The sequence below is a fragment of the Flavobacterium eburneipallidum genome, assembly GCF_027111355.2.
In the GTDB taxonomy this organism is placed as follows: domain Bacteria; phylum Bacteroidota; class Bacteroidia; order Flavobacteriales; family Flavobacteriaceae; genus Flavobacterium; species Flavobacterium eburneipallidum.
Genome location: NZ_CP114291.2, coordinates 1138462 through 1163328, shown reverse-complemented (window position 1 = coordinate 1163328; position 24867 = coordinate 1138462). Strand labels below are relative to the sequence as shown.

Sequence of the window (24867 nt, the reverse complement as noted above, 5' to 3'; positions counted from 1 at the left end):
TTAATATCTTCTAAATTGAAACAAATTTTAAACGCGTATTGACTTTAAAGCTTGTAAAACCTACCTATTAATTTAGAAAACTTCACGCTTAACTCTTTTTTATAAATTTCTTGTTTTGAATGTGCCAAAATGGGACTTAAGGTGTTTTTCCAATATACTACATCCTCATTTCTTGGTACTCTTCCATGTAACGACCTCAATAAATGATTTGTTTTCCAAGGTTTTGGTGCTCCTAAAGCATGACTCATTGTTGGCTTACCTGAAACAAACCCCATTCCTTCTTTACCAATATAACTAATTGCACCATTGTAAACCTCAATAGTTGCGTTAAGTGCATCTTGATCGGATTTATCAAAAATAGTAAAACCCTCCATTTTTGATATTGTTGAATGGTATCCTTGATTTGAAAAAATAGATTTCTCTAAACCTCCAATGGCATCTCCCATGTATTCCTGAATTTGTTTCCATAATTGCAAAAATGCAATGTCTTTTTTTAATAATCCTATGAAACCTCCGTTAACATAGATTTGATTTTTATATTCTAAATCCAGATTAAAATTTTTAAAATAATTTCTCCATCCTACTCTGCGGGGATGAAATTCTTGTATAGGAGAATTTACATCTTCACATAGTGCTACTCCACAATTAACCCACTGTTTAAAACAAATCCAAGAATCTTCGATAACAATATCGGGATCAAAATAAAACAATGCATCAGCATTTTTTTCAGGACCATTCCATAAATCTAACATGAAATCAGGTTTATAATTGGTCAAACTATAAGTCGTAGTTAAAGGTAAAAAAACAAGTTGTAAGCCTTCTGTAGGACTTAATACTATTGCTTCGCTCCATTTTCCTACTGACTCTTTTTTCCCTTTAGCTGCCCAATTAGGCAATTCTCCTCGATAACCTACATAAACAGTGCCTCGAAACCCCTGATTGTAGAGTGAGTTTGAAAGTGTAGCCACACCATAATGGTAATGACCTTCAAAAAGAGTACAAATTGCTGTATTCATAAATTTTATTTTTGGACTAGCGGTTTAAATATCTTTTCACTCGCTTTATCTGTCCTTTTACGTATGTTATATAGAGTAAATCAGCGATTTGAACTTTAAAAAACCGCATCATTCTACTTTCATTTGTTTGACTTGAATACATTAAATCATCAATAGCCTCGGCTCCGATACGTCCTCTTCCAGAATAATGCAAATGACTTATCGAAACTTTAATACTTTTTTGTGATGATTGTTGTTCGTACTGCTTTTTTTCTTCTCCAGATAAACTTGAAAACCAAGCTTTAAAGGATTCTGTTTGCCTCTCACCATCTCCTTGAATAGCATGAATTAAATCCAAACTATTTTTATAGTCACCCGTCCATGAACTCAACCATTTGTGAGGTGGCTTACAAAGATTCAGCAACTTCCAATTTCCTATTAAAGCAGCAATATGCATCAAGGATTGGTCGTGTTTTCTAGGAATATCAGAATTCTTTTTGAACCAATCTACGGCTGCATTCATATCGGCTATCATTTTTGGATTTTTTTTGACCAACACATGTCCCGCAGTCATAGCCGTACTTAAACTTCCTTTACCAAAAATAGTTTCTACCTCATCTGGTAACAAATAATTATAGATTCCTTGAGTGGTATATTCTTCATCAGCATGAATTAAATCGTAATTTTGGGTATGATCAAACAAGCGTTCCCAATTCATCAAAGCAACAATATCATTATCTGAATAAATAAATTCATCCCAATCTGAAAACCAACCTAAAAAGCGATACAAAAAGCCTACTGGACAATCTGTTAAAACGCTTCTTAAATTATTTATAAATGCTTTAGCTTCTTCTGAAAAATTATCAACGGTTAAAAACTCTACTTCATCTAATATTTTTTTAGAATTTACTGGCTCTCCTCCAAAATGAATTAAGCGAATAGGCAATTGACATCCACTCTTACGAATGGAGTAAATTAGATTTTCACAATACCACTGGCTCTTCAAATTAGCCACTAAAATGATTCCTTTCTTCATTTTATTTTTTTAAAGACCTAAATGCCATTTGTAATTTTTTTGCCACATTTTATGACGAACTGGCCCTGTATAATGGCGAACTGCCATTTGTTTTGGCTTGTATAGATACGAAAAATCAAATTGATCTTCAGAATCTAGTATAAAAGTTTTAGGGGTCAAAGGCATAAAAGAATTATCCTTTAATATAATTTGAAAAATAGTTTGATCACTAAAATATTCATAATTGTAATCTATAGTTTTAAAGAAATCCAAACCATTTTTTGTTATGTTAAAATCCTTATTCAACAACATAAAGCCAGCATTAACTTGATAAAATTGCTCGCTATAATTTTCTTTGTACCTACTATCTAAACAGCCCCAAATTGCATCGGGCATATACCATCCATCAGGTTTAGGATTTTCGGATAAAATTATATCAAAAGAATTAGCTTTATCATAAAATAAGATATCAGAGTCAATAAATAAAGTAGGTAATTCTACTTTATGATGTAAATAATAATACAAACGTCTTCCAAGAGCTAGCTTTTTTCCGTAATGCAAAATATACTCATGATAAGGTTTTATCTCCTCTTTACACAAATGCTCTATGGAGTTTAATTCTGTAAAATCCATACTCGAAATAGCCACAAAATTAAAATTATTTAATAAACAATCTTTTTGGCTTTGAGTGTGTGATCCATCAGAATAAATAGTCCATTTTACCGGTGTACCAACATATCGGAGAAATGATACTATTGACAACATTTGTTCAGCAAAATCATTACAAGAAGAAAAACTAGCCACTTCCATAGCTATAGCTTTTTTTGGATTGACTTTTACAAGTAAATTAGCCAAATTTGATTCAACTTGTTTTAAAAATTTTTCACGATTGGACTTACCAATTGATGTAGCAATCTTTTTTGTAATTCCTCCTTGACCAGGTAATTTTTTCATATTATTAAAATTTTATTGAATCTCTTTTGTTTTGAAGTAATTATGATTTTTTATATCCAATTATTTTTTTAACAAATTGTTTAAAATTAGCTATAAAATAATTGACACGGTTGCTTATTTTTTTTCTATCTAATTCGTCTAAAGCTAAATAATCGTCAACGAAAGCTGGAAATTCCTTCCTTAAAACTGTTGTTTTTTCTTCAAACATTTTATCAAATTCTGATGGATTGCAAGTTAATCCATCTGCACTACATATTGCCATTTTAAAGTTCAGATGCAAGTAAGTAGCATTATACTTGCATACTGATTTAATTATAAAATGCCAATCGGCTCCATATTTTATTGTTTCGTCATATAATCCAACAGTATCATGTAGCTTTCTCTTAAAAAAAGCCGCTTGATGACTAATCATGCCGTATCTTAAAAACCCAAAAGTCAGTTTGTCTGGAAAAATGCTTTCTGTAAACACAACTCCTTTACTTTCTCTATCTACATCACCATAAATAATATCTTGAGTGTAATTAGTTTTTTCAAATATTTTACTCAAAACTTGATTATTATACAGTAAGTCTCCAGCATTCAACATTAATAAATACTCTCCATTAGCTTTTGCAATACCTTTGTTCATTGCATTATAAATCCCCTTATCTGGTTCGCTAACAAAATAAGAAAAATATTGAGCGTTGTCATTGATGTATTCACAACTACCGTCTTTAGAACCTCCGTCAATTATAATGTGTTCATAATCTTTCCAACTTTGATTTATTACAGACTCAACAGTGTTTTTTAAACCTGTCAAATCGTTATAATTAATGGTTATAATGGATAGTTTCATTTGGTATTTAAATATGTGATTTTGTATTAAAACTTAATTTATAAAAACTAAAACCGTAATTCACTATTAAAGAAACACATTGGTACAAAATACTATAATACAATATCCCTTGTAATGTTGATAAATTCCATATAAAAAAAGCAGTAACTACAGTACACAAATTCATTCCAATAACAAATATTGGGTTTAAAAAATGTCCTCTGCTCCCAATCAAGTTACCAGTCATTGCAGTAATAAGACCAATACAATTTGACAACAAAATCAGAAAAAGCTCCGAGGATAATCCACTGTATGAAGCTCCTAAAATCCAAAGCATTTGTGTCGGAAAAAGAAAAACAATCAACATAACAAAACCTGAAAACACAAATAGTATCAATTGAAAAATTAGAAATACTTTCCAAATTTTTGATTTATTATCTTCTAATCTTGAGAAACGAGGTATAAAAAGCGTCGCTAGAACACTAGTAAAAAGACCTATAAGTATGGAGAATCTGCCTAAAGCACCAATACTAGCCAACTCATTTGCATTCCCAAAAACAGATAAAATCCAAATTACAATTTGTCCTGAAAAAGCAAAGAAAATAATATTAGGCAAAATTCGAGCTACTACCTTCAAAATCTCTTTTCGTATTAATGGGTCTGGTTTTTGGTTGGTATCTACAAATTTTGCATTAATCTTTTTTAATTTTAGATTACCATATATTCTAGGAAGTCCTGAAGCCAGAAGGATAACAAATGTCCAAGGAAAAATGAATATCGTAAATACAGTTAGTGCTAATCGACCTAAACCGACCGTCAATTGATTTTTTTGTAGGCTTGCGATATCCTGATGCAATTTTGGAGTTATTTCTAGCAAAGAATCGGATAAGTCAGCATAAAACGCAGGAATTAAAGAAAGTAATATTAACACTGCTGTCAACCAACTAGCTTTGTTCAGCATTAATAAGTAAAATATAATTGGAACAGCTACTAGCATAGTTACCAAAGCAAATTTCTTTCTTAAGTCTAGCCCTGTGGCTAGAATAACACCTAATTTTTTTGGATCTTGCCACACTTTTCCACTCAAAGACATGATACCATTAGATATACCTCCATCTGTTAAAACAATCAAAGTCCCTAACATAGTGTTGGCCAGTGTATAAAAAGCATATTCTTGAACAGGCAAAAATCTCACAATCAGAATACCTGAAATAAATCCAATTCCTTTTAGTAAAATCTCTGTACTTCCTACCAAAGAAATTAACTTTAGAATGTTTAAGCTTTTGTCGTAATGCTTGTGTTGTTTTATTTTATCTAAAGCTCTAATCATTCCTGTTTTTTTAACCCAAAAATATTGTAATTCAAAACTGTACTAACTATCTTCTAACTCAATCTATTTCTTTACGAGCAAATTACCCTTTACCTATTCCTTTTACTTGAAAACCTATTGCTGCTAATTTTTCTTCATCAAGAATATTACGACCGTCAAATACAAAAGCAGGTTTATACATTTTAGTATAAATAGCTTCCCAATCATACGTTTTGAATTCGTCCCATTCTGTCAATATTGCTACTGCATGAGCCTGATCCATTGCTTCCATTGGTGTCTTATACACAAATATTTGTTTCAATTTTGATGCAATTCTTTGTTCTGTAAGTCCATTTAGTTCCCACAAATAGCTCATATCAGCTTTAATTTTTGCTTCAGAAACTTTTGGGTCATAAACATGTATTTGAGCACCGTCTTCAATAAGATGTTCCGCTACATAAATTGCTGCAGATTCTCTAGTGTCATTCGTATCTTTTTTGAAAGCCCAACCCAAGAATGTTATTTTTTTGTCGCTAACGGTATTGAATAAAGAGCTAATAATTTTTTTAGCAAAACGGTATTTTTGATAATCGTTTAAGATGATTACTTGCTCCCAATAATTAGCGACTTCGGGCAAATTGAAAAAGCGGCACAAATACACTAAATTCAGAATATCTTTTTGAAAACAAGAACCTCCAAATCCTACAGAGGCTTTCAAAAATTTAGGCCCAATTCGACTATCAGTTCCTATTGCATTAGCTACCTCATCAACATTAGCTTCTGTAGCTTCGCACAAGGCTGAAAGTGCATTTATAGAAGAAATTCTTTGTGCCAAAAACGCGTTTGCTGTTAATTTTGATAATTCCGAAGACCAAACATTGGTAGTTAAAATTTGTTTTGGCGACAACCAATGCGCATAAACATCAACCAAAGCTTGAATGGCCTCTTTCCCTTTTGGAGTTTGTTTTCCACCAATCAATACTCTATCGGCATTAAATAAATCGTCGATTGCTGTACCCTCGGCTAAAAATTCCGGATTAGATAACACTTCAAAATGAACACCATTACCAGTACTATCTAAAATAGTTTGCAAAGTTTCAGCAGTTCGAACTGGCAAAGTTGATTTTTCTACAATGATTTTATCATTTTTAGCAATTCGAGCTATTTGTCTGGCACACAATTCAACAAATTTAAGATCGGCAGCCATTCCTTTTCCTTCACCATAGGTTTTAGTTGGTGTATTTACTGCAATAAAAATCATATCGGCGGCATCAATTGCGGCATCAACATCTGTTGAGAAAAAAAGATTGCGACCTCTCGCTTCTCCAACTACTTCAGCCAGTCTTGGTTCATAAACAGGTAAATTATCTAAATTTTCATCATTCCAAGCTGCAATACGAGCTTGGTTTAAATCGACTACAGTTACTTTTATTTCAGGACATTTTAAAGCGATAACTGACATTGTTGGACCACCAACATAACCAGCACCTAGACAACAGATATTTTTTATTTTCATTTTAATCTTTTAAATTTTGATTCAAATATATGTAATATTACTATTCTAATGGAAATAATTCAAAGCAATGTAGCTTCTATTTTTCTAGTATTTTTTTGTTTTATTTTTAATACAAAAAGCATTTTTTATTAATCAACAAATAAATTGTTTTATCACTTTTTACAATTCCGTTCTATCTAAAACTGAATAAGAAATCATTAGTTTCTTGAGATTAAATAAAGACATACGCCCACACCCTTTTATTTGTTTTATTTTATCATAATCTATCGCCTCAAGCAGGTGTCTATCCATGGTTTTCAAATCTTCCCAATTCAATTTTGTACCATAATACATTTGATAATATCTTTGAAGCATCCTAAAGCTATTTTCTTTTATATCTCCTTGAATATCGATTTTTTGATTCCGAACCAAAACTTCTTTTAATTGCTTATCCAATTGCATTTTATAATCAGCTATTATTTGCACAGCTAAATCGAATTCTTCGGAAGTGATTATCTTTTTTTCTTTTGACATTGAAAACTTCGTTCTAAATTATTTTCGAATGATTATTCTTTATTGTTTGTTTTTCATATTAAAGCAAATCTAAAAAAGGCTCCAAACAGATAGTTACTTTAAAAACTTATTTCTAATTTCTGCTACAAACCACCTTTACACCAAGGGTAATCACGCTAAAAGATTGCTTTGTTTTAATTAAACCTTCTAAATTTTATTCAAAAATATATAAGGATAAACTATCTCAATAATAAATCTGTCAAAAGATTTTAAAATCCGATTAAATACAACATAACCTATTTTTACTTTTATCAACAGTTAATAATCAATTTTAAAAAAGAATACAAACTTCATAATCATCTTTTAGCTTATTTCAAGGTTGATTACAATTAAAGAAAACTATACTAAAAACAAAGCAAAAAGAAATACACACAAAAAAAGCTTAAAATTAACTTGTATTAATTTTAAGCTTTTTTTATCAAATTATATTTTTTTATTGAGTTACTAAAAACTGTGGATATGGGTTAGGTTCTGATTCAATAACAACAGTTGGTTTACCATTAGTTACTTTCATCATAAATTTACTCAGTGTGGGATGAAAAGGTAAAGCTGTATTTATGAATAATGAATTATCTTTTTTATTATCTGATCTATTTTTAGTAACCACATCACCAATAATAGTTGAATTAATAACTATAGCTCCATTATCATTATTAGGAACCACTCTTGCAAACTGTACTTTATCCAAAAAACTACAACCTTCAGCATATATATTAACAAAGTTAGTAGATGCAATAGTTGGTCTGTTATTATAAAAATTACAACCATACAGTGACAAATCTCCTCCTTTTGCAACATATTCACCTGTAGTATTTGTAAAATCACAATTAGCCATTATTGAAAAATTATTACTACCATTACTGTAAGCTATTCGATTACCATCATATTTACAATCTACCCATGAATTCAAATTATTTCCTCTCATGGCATGATTTGATGTACCAATTCCGCAATTAATATACTGACCTTTATAATAAACAACTTTATCAATATATCCAGAAATATCTACATTATCTGTAATCATTTTAGGTTCTTGCATTATACCAACACCACAATTAACAAAACTAATATTATCAAAAAAACAATTATCTGTTCCACCCATTTTATAATAGTGGATACCTATTTTTTGATCTCTGTAAACTACAAATTTAGTATTCAAATAAGCTGTTCCCACATAATTTTCAGGAAAAAACTGACCCACACTACCTCCTTGTAATGTTAGATTAGAAAGATGATAATTTATTCCATTGACGAATGATACCATAGTTATTAGCGGAAAATCATCTGTCAACCCGCATATAACAGTTTTTCCAGTACCAGACCCTATTATACCTTGATTTTGACCACTTACATTTAAAGTAGACCCAATATAAAAAACACCCTCTGGAAGTTCAGCAATACCTTTAGTATTAATCAAATTTTGAATATAATCTCTACTATCTGGCTTTCCTATTCTTTCAGTTTTCCAATTTACACCTAATGGATCTGGTAATGTTTCCCAATTGGGTTTTGTCCAAGGAGTTAGTTTTGTTCCTAAAAAAGCATTTTTAATTGTCGATACAGTAGCTGGAGTAGTTATTGTACTCTGAACGACACCATTATACAAAACATCTTGAGTATTATCAGGATAATGATAACGTTGAGCTGTTATATCATAACCCGTTACTGTTCCTGTACTTCTAGCGTAGTTCATATAAGCCCCAACATTTACTACATTTGCATTTGGAGATACTAAACTTATAGCATCACTACCAATTGCTGGGTGTATCAATAATAAATTATTAGCTTGAATATCAAAACCTGGTGTTTTAACAGGTGAATAACCATTAGCACCTCCTACTTCTGCTAACTTCAAATTACTCATATTTCTTGCATAAATAGCAGCCTTGTTACCAACACTAGAACCAGTACCGTTCCAACCTTCAGCATCAACTCCTATAAATGTTGTATCACCTAAATTATCAAGAACCATTCCGTCACCCCAAGGAGTTAATAAATTTGTCCAAAAATGCACATTCCCATTACTAGGAGTGATACTATTCCCCTTAATCAAAACTATAGGAGAAACTATTCCTGATTGTTGTTTTATAAATTTATTGTTTCTATAATATCCTGTTGCACTAAAATCAAAATGAATTCTACTTAATATATTAATAAATAGATTATTTTCTAATTTAGCACCTACAGCAGTTATTGTTCCGTATTTTGTAGTTTTAATAATACAATTTGTTATTGGATTACCTGCTTCAAATTGTATTCCTTGTCCAGCACCATCAATATTTAAGCTTTCTAAATGTACATTTGTGCTTCCAGCGGCTATTGTAATTCGCGATACTGGATTTAAAGTATTGTGTCCATACAACTTTTGATTACTTTTCATAACAATTGGCACTCCTGAATAATCGCCTTTTTCTAAACGTACGGATCCATAAGTATCTAGTGCTTTTTGAATAGTAGCTTTTTGCGACAATGGCAACAAATAAGCCTTGAAATATTCAATTTCTTCTAATTGATTATTTACACCAGCTGGTTTAGCAGGAGTTGTTTGCTTTGGACGCTCCTCAATACCGTAGTTGTAGTTTTGCGAAAAAACTACTGTTGAAAAGAGCGAAAGAAAATAAATTAAATTTTTCATTGTCCCGAAATTATATAAGCATTTAGACCCGATTTTCTTAACAACCCAAACCTAACGTTACCAGCAGTACTAGTAAACGTTGCACTACCATTTGCAGTATAATTAATTGTCACGCCTGATGCTGCTTGTATAGTTAATACTGCCCCGTTATGAGCTTCTAAATTAACAACATCTCCTACTGCCATAGCTCCAAATCCAGAAGTCAAAGTTAGTGTTCCCGAGGTTGTACATTCTATTATATTATTAATATCTGTACTTGTGATGCTTCTAGAAGAGGTAAATGGAACAATGGCCGCTTTATAAGGATTAGCTCCTACTAGCCTTTCTGCTGTTTTTGCATGTAAGGAATAAGGGACGCTCAAAAGTTGTGAAGCTCCAATAATATTATAATTTGATCCTCCTGTGACATCTACTTGTGTTTCTATAAAATAAGGTCCCTTTTCCCAAGCTATAGTACTGAAATTACCTATAATAATTCTTCCTGTTCCAATTTCTAGAGAGACTAAACCATTACTATTTGTGGTAACAGAATGTGTTTCTTGATACACATTGGTTCCTGTTACTGTACCTTGATGTACTATAATTTTGAGACTTATATTCGAATTGATTACCAAGCTATTGTCTTGCGATCGAATAATTGCTTGATAACTCATTTTTTCTGGTGACTGTGCAAAAATGTTAAGCACAATAGTCATAAACAATAGAATGGTAAGTTTTAGTTTCATTTTTTTAATATTTTAAATGTTTTCAAAATTTTATTATTAAGATATACTTGAAGTATATAAACAGAGGAACTTAAATTATACAAACTAATTTGAGTTTCATTCTGATTTATCACATCTTGCTTTAAAAGCCTTCCTTGAAAGTCATAAAGCTGATATGATTTTGATTCATTTTCATAACCCTCCATTTTGATATTGACAAAATCTGTTGTCGGGTTTGGAAAAATGAACAATTCTGTTTTAGGTTCAATACTAACTTCAGGTTTGGCAAGTGAATTATTTGCTACTTCATGCTGAATACCTTGAGCCACATTATAAACAGAAAAGCCTATGTAAGTATAAAATACCTGCCCTATCGAGTAGGCTACTGTACCTGAACTACCAGAGGCATCGGTTCCTGACGCATTAATAGTTCCCATGATATTATTTGTAATTGTTTGAGTATTTTGGCTAACACCTTTGAAAGAAAAAAACAACATCATAATTATGAGGAGGTTTGTGATTTTTAAGTTTAAATGCTTCACAGTGTTTAGGACTTTTTTAGATAATAAATATATTAATGCAAAAATATTTAAAATAAAAAAAACAAAGTCGATAAAAAATACATTATTTCGACCAAAAACACAAATTTAACATATTTAATAATTATAAGACTACAAATATGTTGAAAAATCATAGTTGTCAACAGGTAATTAACAATCTAAAAAAGCATTTTGAAAGATATTACTTTAACCTATAAAAAATTGATACCTAAAATTTTATCCTTTCAATTAACTTAAAATCTGATGCAAAATAACGATTATTTATCTTATTAATTATAACTTACCTTTCCTTTTTGTTTAATTTTCAAAATACACCTGATTATTATTTCTATTTCATAACTATTAAGGGTTTTAAATAAACATTCACTATTGAATCATAAAAACATAAAACTGATTTTGAGCGTTTTACAAAAAAACATTATTTACCAGTTTTTATAAAAAATCGCTAAAACATAAAATCGAAAACAAATCGAAAATTGTTTTAAACTTTATTATATCAAACACGAATACCAATTCTAATTAATCAGCTTCTTACTCACGACAGTACCTTCTTCTGATGTAATTTTCACAATCAGTACTTGATTTGCATATCTTGAAGCCCCAAAACTAGCTTCGTTTGCATTTATATTATTTTTTTCTACCAATAACTGACCTCTAATGTCATATATCTTAACAGTATCGATAGATAATTTATTTGATTTGATATAAATTTGACCCTCCTTTAAGTATGCTAATACATTATTCTCATCCAATAATGAGGAATCAACACCTAATGTTTTTTGATATTTCAATGAAAATCTTGTAGTTGTAACTCCCGCAGAGGCATTAAAAGTATAAGGATTTTGTTTTAGATTAATTTCAATCCCTTTTTCATTGTCTTTCAAAATAATATCTTGTACGTTCGTAAACAAGCCATCCACATGATCAATTGCAATTGTATAATCACCTGTAGTTGTTGTTTTAAAACTCAAAGGAACTTCATCTGTTCCATCAAATGGTAAAGGACGTCCTTGAACAACATAATCAGTATTATCAAGAAATGAATTTAAAGCAACAACTCCGTCATTATAATATTTTCCATCATATTGATCTACTGCCAAGGTTGCGTCAGTAATGTAACCAACAGCCATTTGAGAAAAATTTCCTGCTGAATTGGTTGCATTTAACCAAATTCTGTTTTTTTCAACAGTTTTTGTTTTAAAAAACTGATTCGAATTATTTACTGCTCTTTGTCCGTTATTAAAAGTAACTGCTGTTGCTGAATTTAAAGCCTCAACAATAAACCCTTGACCTGTTTGAATAATTTCACTCAAATTTGCTGTTTGAACTTCACCATTTGATATAAAAGTACCCGCTGTCCATGTGCAGTAGGAAGGACTAGCCGAATTATTTGTTTTTCTCCAAAAATATAATGTGCCTGTAATATTATCAGCATTGTCTGTAACAAACTGGGAAATACTAATTGGCGATGGATACGGATTTCCTACTAAATTAAATCGTCTTCCTGCACCTTCATTTGCCATAGCAACAGGAATAGTACCATTGTTTGGAACACCTACAAAAGATCCTGCAAAAATAGTCTTAACATCTGACGAAGTATCATTTGGCATACGAATCAAACAACCTTGACCTAAAGAAAAATTAGTTGTCAATGGATCAACTGCGGTGTATAAATTGGTAGATGTATTAAATCCGTAAAATCTATTCGTATTGGTTGCTGGAGAAAATGATAATAAATTAACACTATTATTAGTTACTGGAGAAGACCATAACGAATAATCTAGTCGCAGTAAAGGCAAACTTTCACGATTTACAATAATATTTCCTGAATTAGCAACATTTGACAATTGTATCAAATTAGCATTGTTGCTTAAGGTAAAACTACCTGAACTCACTGTTATACTTTCATTTAAAGTTACATTAAAACCTGAAGGAATAACCACCACTGCATTATTATTCACAGTCAAAGTGCAGGCATTAATATTTGCAGGGAGATTATAATTACCACTTATAATTGCTGATGTTGTACTCGTAGGAACACCATTATCCCATGAAACACCATTCCAAGTGGTCGTTGGCACTTCAATCACAACCGTTGAAGATGTTGCAGACGAAACTCCACTTCTTACCACCGCTCTAAAATATTTAGTCAAAGTTATAGCTCCTATTGAATTACCCATCAAAGTATTTGTTGTCTCTCCTACTACATCTGTAAAATTTACATTGTCAGTTGAAGATTGCCACTGGATAGTTCCTCTATTACCTGTTAGGACTATAGAACTTGGTTGTGAATTAGAGCAAATAGATTGATTACCAGAAATGGTTCCTGCAATTGCATTTGGCTTAATGTCTTCTTGTTGTATCCCTTGAGTTACATTGTAATCGGATTGACCAATATAAGTATAAAATACTTGTCCAATAGAGTAAGTAACTGTACCAGAACTTCCAACAGCATCCTTACCAGTTGCATTCAACGTTTGCATAACAGTATTATTACTAACATTTGATGTTTGGCTAATTCCTTTGAAAGAAATCAGCAAGGTCATCATTAAGGGTAGGCTAATTTTTTTTGAGTAGAGATGTTTCACAGTTTAAGGGGGCTTTAAAATGATTACATTGCTATATTATTAAAAATTAAAATAAAATCGACAAAATACTTGTTATTTCCGATGAAATACACAAAATTACATTCATAAGTAGCTATTGACTTATTTTTTTATATATTTGTAAAAAAATATTTTTTAGCACCTTTTTTTTAAAGTGATAAAGACAAGACAATTAACTCTTTGAAAAATTAAAATAGAATAATCGCACCGATAGAATAAAGTTGTCACGACACAAAATATGTTATTCATCGAGAAATATAGCTTTGTACAGAAAATGCAATAATTAGTGCCTGATTTTTTATTTTTTTGTTTCAGTTTTTAAGAAGAAAATTAGAATAATTCACAAACTGGTTTACTTGATAGAGTTGTACAAAAAAATATCCTAGTTTACCATAACAAAAAGTAAGTCTGGATTTGAATGACAAAATAATCGATAAGAAAATGAAAGAAAACAATAATTTATATTTGCTTTTTGAAAATGCGGTGAGACTTCACCCTAACGATTATTGCATTGCATTTCAAAATATACATCTTACCTACAAGCAATTAGAACAAAAAGTTTCTGAAGTACACCATGCCCTTTTAGCAAATGCAAAAGATGAATACATCATTGGACTATCTACAACACGAGGTATAGATCAAATTGTTTTTATGTTAGCAATTTTAAAATCGGGCAAAGCTTATCTTCCGATTGATTTTGGATACCCAAAAAATCGGATTCAAAATATTATCAAAAATTCTAATCTTACCTTTTGCCTATCTAACAAAGCTGATGAAGAACATGTGGTTTCTATGGGGCTTAAATTATTGAATAACAATCTCAAAACCTCAACAGATTCAGGTTGCAAGCAAGATGAAATAGCTCAAAATGCAGCATACATACTATACACTTCAGGATCAACAGGAGAACCAAAAGGAGTGTGTTTGGGGCAAGATGCGGTCATAAACCTTATCAATTGGCAAAACAAAAACTCAACCAGTAAAAACGGAACACGTACTTTACAATTTGCTCCTTTGAGTTTTGATGTTTCTTTCCAAGAAATTATGGCTACCTTAAGTACTGGAGGCACTCTTGTACTTATTGACGAATATTTGAGGCTAGATATGATTGCGCTCATAAATTATATAAAAGAGCAACAAGTTAACCGACTATTTTTGCCTTTTGTAGCGCTACAAGCTCTAGCAGATGCTGCTTTAAGCACCGATATATTTCCAAGTTCGCTTAAAGAAATAATGACTGCTGGCGAGCAACTTAAAATCACACCCGAAGTAAATGCTTTTTTTAGCAAACTTGATAATTGCGTTCTCTATAACCAATATGGACCAACTGAATGTCATGTAGTAACTGAATTAAAACTAGACGGAAACCCTGCTAATTGGGCAACTTTACCTTCTATTGGTAAACCTATTGATAATACTTCCATACTAATCCTGAACCAAAATCAAGAAATTTTGGAAAATGGAGAAATTGGCGAACTATATATTACTGGCGAATGTTTAGCAGAAGGTTATTTGAATAACAAAGAATTAACCAACGAAAAATTTCTGGAATGGAAATCACCCGAAGGCAAAAACATTCGAATCTATAAATCAGGAGATATTGCGAAATATCTTGAAGATGGAAATATTGAATTTTTAGGCCGTCAGGATGATCAAGTTAAAATTAGTGGTCACAGAATAGAACTAGCCGAAGTAGAATTAGCCATCAACTCATTGGACAGCATACAACAAACTGTGGTTCTGGCTTCAAATCATTTAGGACAAACTCAATTAGTAGCTTACATTCAATCAAACCAAGAAATTGATGTAAACGATATTCGTGAAAAAACATCGAATTTGCTGCCTGATTATATGATGCCTTCTTACTTCATATTGATTAAAGATTTCCCAAAAACATCTAGTGGCAAAATTGATAAAAAATCATTACCAGCACCTGAATACAGCAGACCAAGTAACGCCCCTCTTTATAAAAAAGCTACTACTGTTATACAAAAAAACATTACCCAAGTTTGGACTAATTTACTCCACATACCAAAAATTGGAATTGATGACAACTTTTTTGAATTAGGAGGAACTTCTTTATTGGCTCAAAAAGTAGTCGCATTTTTACTGAAAGATTACAAATACAAATTACCAGTAACAAAACTATATCAATTTCCTTCTATTTATGAAATCGCCAATTATCTAGAAGCCGATAAAAAAATTGACCCAAATACATACGCTAGAAAAAACAACAATGCTAATCCATCAACAAACGTTGCTATTATTGGTATGGCAGGAAGATTCCCTGGTGCAAAATCCATAAACGAATTGTGGGAAGTTTTAAAAGAAGGCAAAGAAACCATTTCTTTTTTTAAACCCGAAGAAATAGATTCTAGTATTCCAGAAGCTCTTCGTAATGATCCGCTTTATGTAGGAGCTCGTGGAATTATTCCTTCTGCCAATACTTTTGACGCTGCCTTTTTTGGAATCAATCCAAAACTAGCCGAAGCAATGGATCCGCAGCAACGCTTATTTTTGGAGATTGCTTGGGAAGCGTTGGAACAAACCGGGTATTTACCAAAACATTACAAAGGAAACATTGGTATTTATGCAGGTACTGGCACAAACTCTTATTACAAAAAAAACATACTAACAAACACAGCCGTTTTAGATCAAGTTGGTTATTTTCAAGCAGAAACAGTAAACGAAAAAGATTATGTAGCCACAAGGACTGCTTATCAATTAAACCTGAAAGGGCCAGCTGTAAGTGTTCATTCCGCTTGTTCTACTTCATTACTTGCAATTGCCGAAGCAGTCGAAGCCATCAGAAATGGTCGATGTGATGTTGCACTGGCTGGAGGTTCTAGTATAACGGCACCTATTTTTAGCGGACACCTTTATCAAGAAGGATCAATGCTAAGTTCAGATGGACATTGTCGCTCATTTGACGCGTCTGCAAAAGGAACCGTTTTTAGTGACGGAGCCGGTGTTGTTCTTCTGAAAAATTTAGACCAAGCCCAAAAAGACGGCGACAAAATATATGGAATCATAAAAGGAATAGGAGTTACCAATGATGGTGGTAACAAAGGTAGTTTTACTGCTCCAAGCACTGAAGGGCAAGCTGAAGCTATCATGAAGGCCATTCAAGATGCGCAAATAACACCCGACACTATTAGCTATATTGAAACACACGGAACCGCAACTCCTCTTGGCGATCCTATAGAAATAGAAGGACTTAAAATGGCTTTTGGCGAGCAACCTAAAAACGGTTATTGCGCTATTGGATCGATAAAAAGCAACATGGGACATTTAACTGCTGCTGCTGGTGTAGCTGGATTGATAAAAACAATCTTGGCTATAAATAATAAACTAATACCAGCTTCATTAGGTTTTGAAAACCCTAATCCTGTGATTGATTTTGAAAACAGTCCGTTTTTCGTGAATTCAAAATTACGTAGTTGGGAATCAGACCAACCGTTAAGAGCTGGTATAAGTTCGTTTGGCGTGGGCGGAACGAATGTTCACCTTGTCGTAGAAGAATATCCTGCTGAACAAAAAATTTCTGGATCAGGTCGTCCGCTGGAACTACTGATGTGGTCTGCCAAATCTGAAAATAGTTTAAAAGGTTATGAAACCGAATTAGGTAATTTTCTTGAATCGACACCAGACTTACCATTGGCAGACGTTGCTTTTTCGTTAAATAAAACGCGTGATAGTTTCATTCACAGAAGTTTTCTACTAGCAAAAAATAGCGTTGATGCAAGTCAAGAATTACTTTCAACAGACAAATACAAAACAAAAAGTACAATCTTAAAAACAGCACCTAGCGAACTTGCTTTCCTTTTCCCAGGACAAGGATCTCAATTTTCTCAAATGGGAATGAATCTTTATAAAAACGAAATCGTTTATAAAGAAGCTGTTGATACCTGTGCCGATTTTTTATTGAGTGAATTACAATTAGACATTCGTGAAATTTTATATCCTGAAACAGTAACTCCTGAAACAGAAGCAAAACTAAAAAATACTCGCTACACACAACCTGCTTTATTTGTAACAGAATATGCTTTAGCTCAACTTTGGTTAAGTTGGGGAATCAAACCAACAGTATTTTGCGGACACAGTATTGGAGAATTTGTAGCGGCACATTTGGCAGGAATTTTTAGTTTAGAAGATGCCTTACATTTAATTGCCGTTAGAGGTCGATTAGTAAGTGAACTTCCTAATGGAAGCATGTTATCAGTAAGGCTTTCGGAAGATGAATTAAAAACAATTCTTCCTGAAACGCTTTCGATAGCTGCTATAAACTCTAGTGTTTTATGTGTTGTAGCTGGCGAAACTGAAAAAACAAATGAGTTTGCTAAAACTTTAGACGAAAAAGAAATTGCTAATAAATTATTATTTACTAGTCATGCTTTTCACTCTAATATGATGGATCCTATTTTGGAAACCTTTGAATCAGAGGCGAAAAAAATTCAACTTAACAAACCCAATTTACCAATTGTATCCACCGTTACAGGAACTTGGCTTAAAGATGAAGAAGCGATAGATACTAAATACTGGACGAATCATTTACGTAATACAGTTCGTTTTGCTGACGCAGCAGATACTTTATTAAAATTAGAAGATATTATTTTCTTGGAAGCAGGACCAGGTCAAACATTAACCACTTTGACCAAACAACAAGGAGTAGGCAAAAGCACTGCAGCTTTTTCGAGTTTAACCCTTCCTAAAAATCAAGAAAACGAATACCATTCTTTGTTAAATGCTTTAGGAGAATTATGGCTTAAAGGCATTGAACCGGATTGGAATAACTTTTACAAAAACCAAGAAAGACAAAAAATAAACTTGCCAAGTTATGTCTTTGATCGTAAACTGTGTTGGATTGATCCTCCAATGACAACAATACAAAATTCAACCCCAAATACAATCATAACACAAGATTCGATTAGCAATCCTATTAAAAATAAACCTATGAGAAAAACTACTATCCTCACAGAGATTTCTTCTATCGTAAGTCAAACATCAGGTATTGATTACCCAACTAATGCTTCTTCTCAAAGTTTTTTAGATCTAGGATTAGATTCATTAACACTTACGCAACTGGCTACTAAATTAAAGAAAGATTTCAAACTACCGATAACCTTCCGCCAACTTAACGAAGAATTTAGTTCACCATCACTTTTGGCAGATTACCTTGATCAAAATCTTCCAAAAGAGGAATTCAATCCACCTGCTCCTGCACCAAGAGTTTCTGATACTATTACAGCTCCTGTACCTTTAACAAATACGAATTTTTCTGTATCAAACAGTCAAAACAATACGGCTTTAGGATTGATAGCGCAGCAACTTCAATTGTTAGGAAAACAAATGGAACTGCTTCAAGGAAACCCAATCGTTTCGTCTAACGAAATTCCTCAACAAGTATATCAAGAACCAGAACCAATTGTATTTACAAAAAAAACTAACGAAGACGTAAGAACTGCCGAGGAAATTGCCGAACATCAAAAACCATTTGGAGCTTCTCCAAAAATTGAAAAAAAGGCAAATTCGATGAGTCAATCTCAAAAGGATTTTTTAGATGAACTAATTGTAAGATACACAACGAAAACGGGAGCAAGCAAATCTTATGCTCAAAAGAATAGAAGTACAATGGCCGATCCTAGAGTGGTTACTGGATTTAAACCATTGACAAAAGAAATCGTTTATCCAATTGTAATCGAAAAATCTAGCGGAAACCGTCTTTGGGATATTGATGGTAATGTCTATATTGATGCGCTAAATGGATTTGGTTCTAGCATGTTTGGTCATCAACCTGATTTTATTAAAGAAGCATTGCACCAACAAGTGGAGAACGGATTTGAAGTAGGTCCTCAACATCCATTTGCCGGAGAGGTTTGTGAACTACTTTGCGAATTTACCAAGCACGATCGTGCTGCACTTTGCAACACAGGTTCTGAAGCGGTTTTAGGTGCCATGCGTATTGCCAGAACTGTAACAGGACGTTCTTTGATAGTCGCTTTTTCAGGTTCTTATCACGGTATTGTTGACGAAGTTTTAGTTCGTGGTTCAAAAAAATTAGTCACTTTTCCTGCTGCGCCTGGAATCATGCCAGAATCGGTTCAGAATATGTTAATTTTAGAATATGGAACAGACGAAAGTCTTCGCATCATTACAGAACGTGCCGATGAAATAGCAGCTGTACTGGTAGAACCTGTTCAAAGCAGAAGACCTGAATTTCAACCTGTAGCTTTTTTAAAAAATTTAAGAAATCTAACGACTCAATCTGATATTGCACTTATTTTTGATGAAGTTATAACTGGATTCCGAATGCACCCTGGTGGCGCTCAAGCCCTTTTCGATATTAAAGCTGATATAGCTACTTACGGAAAAGTCATCGGTGGAGGACTTTCTATCGGAGCCATTACTGGTAATCGTAAGTATTTAGACGCATTAGATGGTGGACAATGGCAATTCGGAGACGATTCTATTCCTGAAATAGGAGTTACTTATTTTGCTGGTACTTTTGTTAGACATCCGCTGGCACTTGCAGCTTCTAAAGCTTCTCTTCTTCATCTCAAAAAACAAGGTCCTGCTTTACAAGAAAAACTAAACAATATGACCAGCCGTTTGGCATCTGAATTAAATGCTGAATTCAAGAAAAAAGATTCACCAATGATAATCAATCATTTTGGTTCTCTATGGAGGCTTAAATTTAATGACGATGTACTTTATGGCGAATTGTTATTTACTTTGCTTCGTGAAAATGGAATTCACATTTGGGATGGTTTTCCATGCTTTATGACCGAAGCCTATACTGAAGAAGATCTTATACAACTCATCAATACGTTCAAAAATTGTCTTGACAAAATGGTTGCTTCAGGATTTTTTATTACTAATAAATCTAAAATCTCAACTCCAAAAGAATCGAGTGTAAACAGCCCGGTAATTAGTAATAACAATCCTCCGGTAGAGGGTGCAAAACTAGGACGAGACAGAAATGGAAATCCAGCTTGGTTTATTGCTGATTCTACTAAAAAAGGAGAATATCTTAAAATAGATTTATAATTTATATTTTAATAAAATAATTAATTTATAGCTATTAATTTTATAGCTTAAAAACAATACAATTACCAAACAGTCCAGAGAATATGTCTAGTCAAAACCACATTTTTGATCCTTTTGCAGGTCCTGAATTAGAACTTGTTGTTCATACAACAAAATCGCAATCCGAAATTTGGACAGCATGTTATTTTGGAGGAAGTGATGCCGCAAGAGCCTACAATGAGTCCATTTCGATGGACTTTTCAGGTTCTCTAGATTCGATAGCAATGGAAAGGGCTATTCAAACATTAGTAGAAAGACACGAAGCGCTTCGTGCTACTTTTAGTACGGATGGCGTTTATATGTCAATTTACAAACAATCTACTATAAAACTTGCTACAATAGATTTATCCAATTTAGAAGAGATTGATAAAAAACAGGCTTTGGATAAATATACCACAGAAGATGCCTATTTCGTTTTTGATCTTGTTCACGAACCATTATTAAAAGTGAGTTTGCTTAAACTTGCTGAAAATAGTCATACCCTAGTAATTACAGCACATCATATTATTTGTGATGGATGGTCAATTGGAATTATATTGCAAGAATTAGGTAGTATTTACTCTGCTTATATCACAAATAAAGCACCAGATCTCCCTTTACCAATAGCATTCAGTGCTTATGCAAATGAAGAGCAATTGTTTTCAATAAGTGATGAAAACAAAGCAACAGAAAAGTTTTGGCTTGAGGTTTATGAAAATTCTATACCTGTTTTAAATGTTCCGACTGATAATCCTAGACCATCGCTCCGAACCTTTAAAAGTAAGCGTTTAGATGTAGCTCTAGACAGCGATTTATTGGCTAAACTAAAACAAACGGGCTTAAGTGTTGGTTCTAGTTTAGTATCAACTTTATTAACTAGTTTTGAATTATTTTTATACCAATTAACAGGTCAGGACGACATCGTAATAGGACTTCCTGTGGCAGGACAACCTGTGGCAGGCATGAATAACTTAATAGGACACTGTGTTAGTTTACTTCCTTTAAGAAGTAAACCAATTGCAAATATAAGTTTCAAAGAATATTTAAAACAGCGCAAATCAGAACTATTTGATGCTTATGAGCACTCCCAATTAAGTTTTGGAAATCTTTTGCAGCAATTAAATGTTGCCCGTGATCCTTCTCGAATCCCTCTTGTACCTATTGCATTCAATATTGATTTGGGCATGACTGATGGTGTTGATTTCTCTAATTTGACTTATAAAATGAGAAGCAATCCAAAAGCTTATGGGGTTTTTGAAATTTTTGTAAATGCTAGTGGTAACGAAAAAAATCTAGTTTTCGAATGGTCATACAATGAAGCACTATTCAATCCTGAAACCATTAAAAACATGATGGTTTCTTTTGAAGAACTGGTACAAAAAACCGTTGAAGATTCTTCAAAAACTTTAGGTCAAATTGTATCTCAAGATTTTACAAGCCAAAACAACACAATAAGTGTGACTACAATGGATTATCCCAAAAGTACCTTACACGAACTTTTTGCAGTGCAGGCCAAAACGCAACCCAATGCTATAGCTCTGGAATTTCAAAACAAACCAATAACATACGGTGAGTTAGAAAAAATGATCAATCAAACAGCAAATTATCTTTGGTCTCAAGGTTTAAGACCTGGGCAAATTGTTGCTGTTTCTTTAGATAGATCGCCTGAACTAATCGCATCCATGTTTGCAGTTTTACAATGTGGTGCGTCATATATCCCTATTGATCCTATGTATCCTGATGCAAGACTCAACCTAATGATCGAGGATGCTGATGCTACTTTCTACATAGGTTTAAATTCAAAAAAAGGTTTGCCTGATAAAGTAAATGCAATTTCTATTGCAACTATTTTAAGTGCTATTGAAGATTTACCAACAGCAGCTATAGACTTCAAAGTGGACACTACATCTGCTGCCTATATTATTTACACCTCTGGTTCTACAGGAAAACCAAAAGGAGTTCAAGTTGCCCATTGCAATGCCATTAACCTTGTTTATTCGATGGCTGCAGCACCAGGAATTAGTGCAAAAGATAAAATATTTTCAGTAACAACAATCTCTTTTGATGCTATGGTAATGGAAACCTATCTTCCTTTACTTTTTGGAGCTTGTGTTGTATTTGTGAATGAAGAAACCAGAAGAGATGGACGACTTTTACTAAAAAAAGCTGTTGAGGATAAAATCACGATGATGTGGGGAACGCCAAGTATATGGCAAATTCTTCTAGACTCGGGTTGGGAAAAACCATTACCCATAAAAGCATTAATTGGGGGCGAACCAGTTCCAAAACCTTTAGCCCATGAATTGCTAGCTAAATGTGATGAATTGTGGAATATTTATGGGCCTACCGAGACGACTGTTTGTTCTTTACTGACTCAAATTTCAATAAATGATGATCCAATAACAATTGGAAAACCCATAGCAAATACAATTGTTTATTTATTAGATGCTAATAGAAATCCTGTAAGACAAGGCGAAATAGGCGAAATAGTAATTGCTGGAGACGGAGTTTCATTAGGCTATTTGAATCGTCCAGATTTGACTGAAGAACGTTTTATTCCCAATCACTTCGAAAAGGAATCAAATGGCAAAATGTATCTTTCTGGAGATTTAGGAAAATTGCTCCCAAATGGTCAAGTGCAATGCCTTGGACGTAAAGATCATCAGGTGAAAGTAAGAGGTTATAGAATAGAATTAGGCGAAATTGAACACAGCTTAATGTCAATAGACAATATTAAAACAGCTGCAGTATTGGCCAAAAATGATATTCTTATAGCATTTATTGTAGCCGAAAATGAAATCACAAATCAACAGAATCAAATTCAATTATGGAGAAATGAATTAGAATCACAATTGCCTACTTTTATGGTGCCCCATGTTTTTCATATTCTGGAAAAAATGCCTACAACATCAAATGATAAAATAGATCGAAAAGCATTATCAGAATACAAATCTAATTGGGAAAGCATACCAGAATACACAGCTCCTCGTACAGAAGAAGAAAAATTAGTTGCCACTATTTGGAAAGAGAGCTTAAATTTAGAACATATTGATATTTATAGTAATTTTTTCGAAATAGGAGGGCATTCTATCAAGGCGGTAAAAGTGATGATTGAAATAGAGAAAAAAATAGGAAAACAAATTCCTATATCTTCTTTATTTGAATATTCTACTATCGAAAAATTTGCTCAATTATTGAATCCTGATAATAAAATTGAATCAGATTGTTTGGTACCAATAAAACAAAACGGAAGCAAAGTACCTCTCTTTATTGTACATGGAGCAGGACTGGATGTTTTAAATTTTGTTAATTTAAGCAAACATTTCGACGAAGATCAACCCATTTATGCTATTCAAGGTAGTGCCAAAAAATATGACGAGTGGTACGATTCCATTGAAGATATGGCTGCACATTATATAGATGCTATTGTGAAAATTCACCCCAATGGTCCTTATGCGTTAGCAGGATTTTCTTTTGGCGGTATCATTGCCTTTGAAATGACACGTCAATTAAAAGAACAAGGAAAAAATGTTAGCTTAACCGCATTACTTGATACTTATGTTGATTCCTCTTATTACTATAAAACACTCCAGCAAAAAAAACTAATTCGCTACTTGGACAACACCCACAGAAGGTTAGATTTTCTAAAAGAAATGCTTACCAGTTGGAAAGGTTTTAAGATGCGTTTCAATGCCAAAAAAGAACATATTCTAAAAAAATATTTTGGCACAAAATACATCATGACAGAACAAGAAGCTTTTGCTTTTGATAAATTTTCAAAAGCCAACAGTATGGTTGACTCTATTGTTGACCGCTATCATCTTAAACCTCAAAACATTGAAGTCGATTTATTTAGAGCAACAGATGAAGAAGAATACAAATTAGACCCGACTTACTTGGGATGGAAAAAAGCAGCTGCAGGTGGAATTAATATCCACAATATATCTGGTAATCATTTGAATATTGTAGCGCCACCCAACGACATCATTTTAGCAAAAAAAATGCAAGAAATTTTAAACAAAAGACATTCAAACACATAATGAAATAGTCTCTATTTCTTAACATTGAATCTATAAAAGTAGTAAACTCATTTCTATGTATCCGCCCAACAAAAGTGAGAAATTAGGATTCTAATTAAATCA

The 24867-nt window shown here is 32.7% G+C and carries 13 protein-coding genes; 2 read left to right on the top strand and 11 right to left on the bottom strand.

Annotation, left to right across the window (positions count from 1 at the left end; genetic code table 11):
- Positions 1–44: 44 nt before the first annotated feature.
- The 11 genes from OZP15_RS04765 to OZP15_RS04715 all read right to left on the bottom strand — a co-directional run bounded on the left by OZP15_RS04765 (position 45) and on the right by OZP15_RS04715 (position 13642).
- Positions 45–1016, bottom strand: a complete 972-nt coding sequence (locus OZP15_RS04765; protein WP_281337160.1) for a hypothetical protein — start codon at positions 1014–1016, stop codon at positions 45–47.
- Positions 1017–1032: 16 nt separating this feature from the next.
- A complete protein-coding gene (locus OZP15_RS04760; RefSeq protein WP_281337159.1) occupies positions 1033–2031 on the bottom strand; it encodes an alpha-mannosyltransferase in 999 nt (332 codons plus the stop codon).
- A gap of 9 nt (positions 2032–2040) precedes the next feature.
- Positions 2041–2964 (bottom strand): glycosyltransferase family protein, encoded by a 924-nt coding sequence (locus OZP15_RS04755; RefSeq protein ID WP_281337158.1) that lies wholly within the window; start codon positions 2962–2964, stop codon positions 2041–2043.
- A gap of 40 nt (positions 2965–3004) precedes the next feature.
- Entirely contained in the window at positions 3005–3799 is a 795-nt protein-coding gene (locus tag OZP15_RS04750; RefSeq protein WP_281337157.1) for a glycosyltransferase family 2 protein, read from the bottom strand.
- Between the two features lie 7 nt (positions 3800–3806).
- A complete protein-coding gene (locus OZP15_RS04745; RefSeq protein ID WP_269227349.1) occupies positions 3807–5108 on the bottom strand; it encodes a lipopolysaccharide biosynthesis protein in 1302 nt (433 codons plus the stop codon).
- A gap of 82 nt (positions 5109–5190) precedes the next feature.
- Positions 5191–6603, bottom strand: a complete 1413-nt coding sequence (locus OZP15_RS04740) for a nucleotide sugar dehydrogenase (RefSeq protein WP_281337156.1) — start codon at positions 6601–6603, stop codon at positions 5191–5193.
- A gap of 159 nt (positions 6604–6762) precedes the next feature.
- Complete coding sequence (locus tag OZP15_RS04735; protein ID WP_281337155.1) at positions 6763–7116, bottom strand: hypothetical protein; 354 nt, start codon at positions 7114–7116, stop codon at positions 6763–6765.
- A gap of 472 nt (positions 7117–7588) precedes the next feature.
- The gene (locus tag OZP15_RS04730) at positions 7589–9790 is read right to left on the bottom strand and encodes a hypothetical protein (RefSeq protein WP_281337154.1); all 2202 of its coding nucleotides are present in this window, start codon (positions 9788–9790) and stop codon (positions 7589–7591) included.
- The gene (locus OZP15_RS04725) at positions 9787–10515 is read right to left on the bottom strand and encodes a DUF8740 domain-containing protein (RefSeq protein ID WP_269227346.1); all 729 of its coding nucleotides are present in this window, start codon (positions 10513–10515) and stop codon (positions 9787–9789) included. Before OZP15_RS04725 ends, OZP15_RS04730 begins: the two co-directional genes overlap by 4 nt.
- Positions 10512–10931: a T9SS type A sorting domain-containing protein gene (locus OZP15_RS04720; protein WP_281337153.1), complete on the bottom strand. Its 420-nt coding sequence runs from the start codon at positions 10929–10931 to the stop codon at positions 10512–10514. Before OZP15_RS04720 ends, OZP15_RS04725 begins: the two co-directional genes overlap by 4 nt.
- 638 nt (positions 10932–11569) lie before the next feature.
- A complete protein-coding gene (locus OZP15_RS04715; protein WP_281337152.1) occupies positions 11570–13642 on the bottom strand; it encodes a DUF8693 domain-containing protein in 2073 nt (690 codons plus the stop codon).
- 459 nt (positions 13643–14101) lie between these two features.
- Here OZP15_RS04715 and OZP15_RS04710 point away from each other — a divergent pair, with 459 nt between their 5' ends.
- Both OZP15_RS04710 and OZP15_RS04705 read left to right on the top strand, forming a co-directional pair.
- Positions 14102–20707, top strand: coding sequence for a polyketide synthase (locus tag OZP15_RS04710; RefSeq protein ID WP_281337151.1), 6606 nt, complete (start codon positions 14102–14104; stop codon positions 20705–20707).
- A gap of 83 nt (positions 20708–20790) precedes the next feature.
- Positions 20791–24765 (top strand): non-ribosomal peptide synthetase, encoded by a 3975-nt coding sequence (locus OZP15_RS04705; protein ID WP_281337150.1) that lies wholly within the window; start codon positions 20791–20793, stop codon positions 24763–24765.
- The last annotated feature ends 102 nt before the right edge of the window (positions 24766–24867 follow it).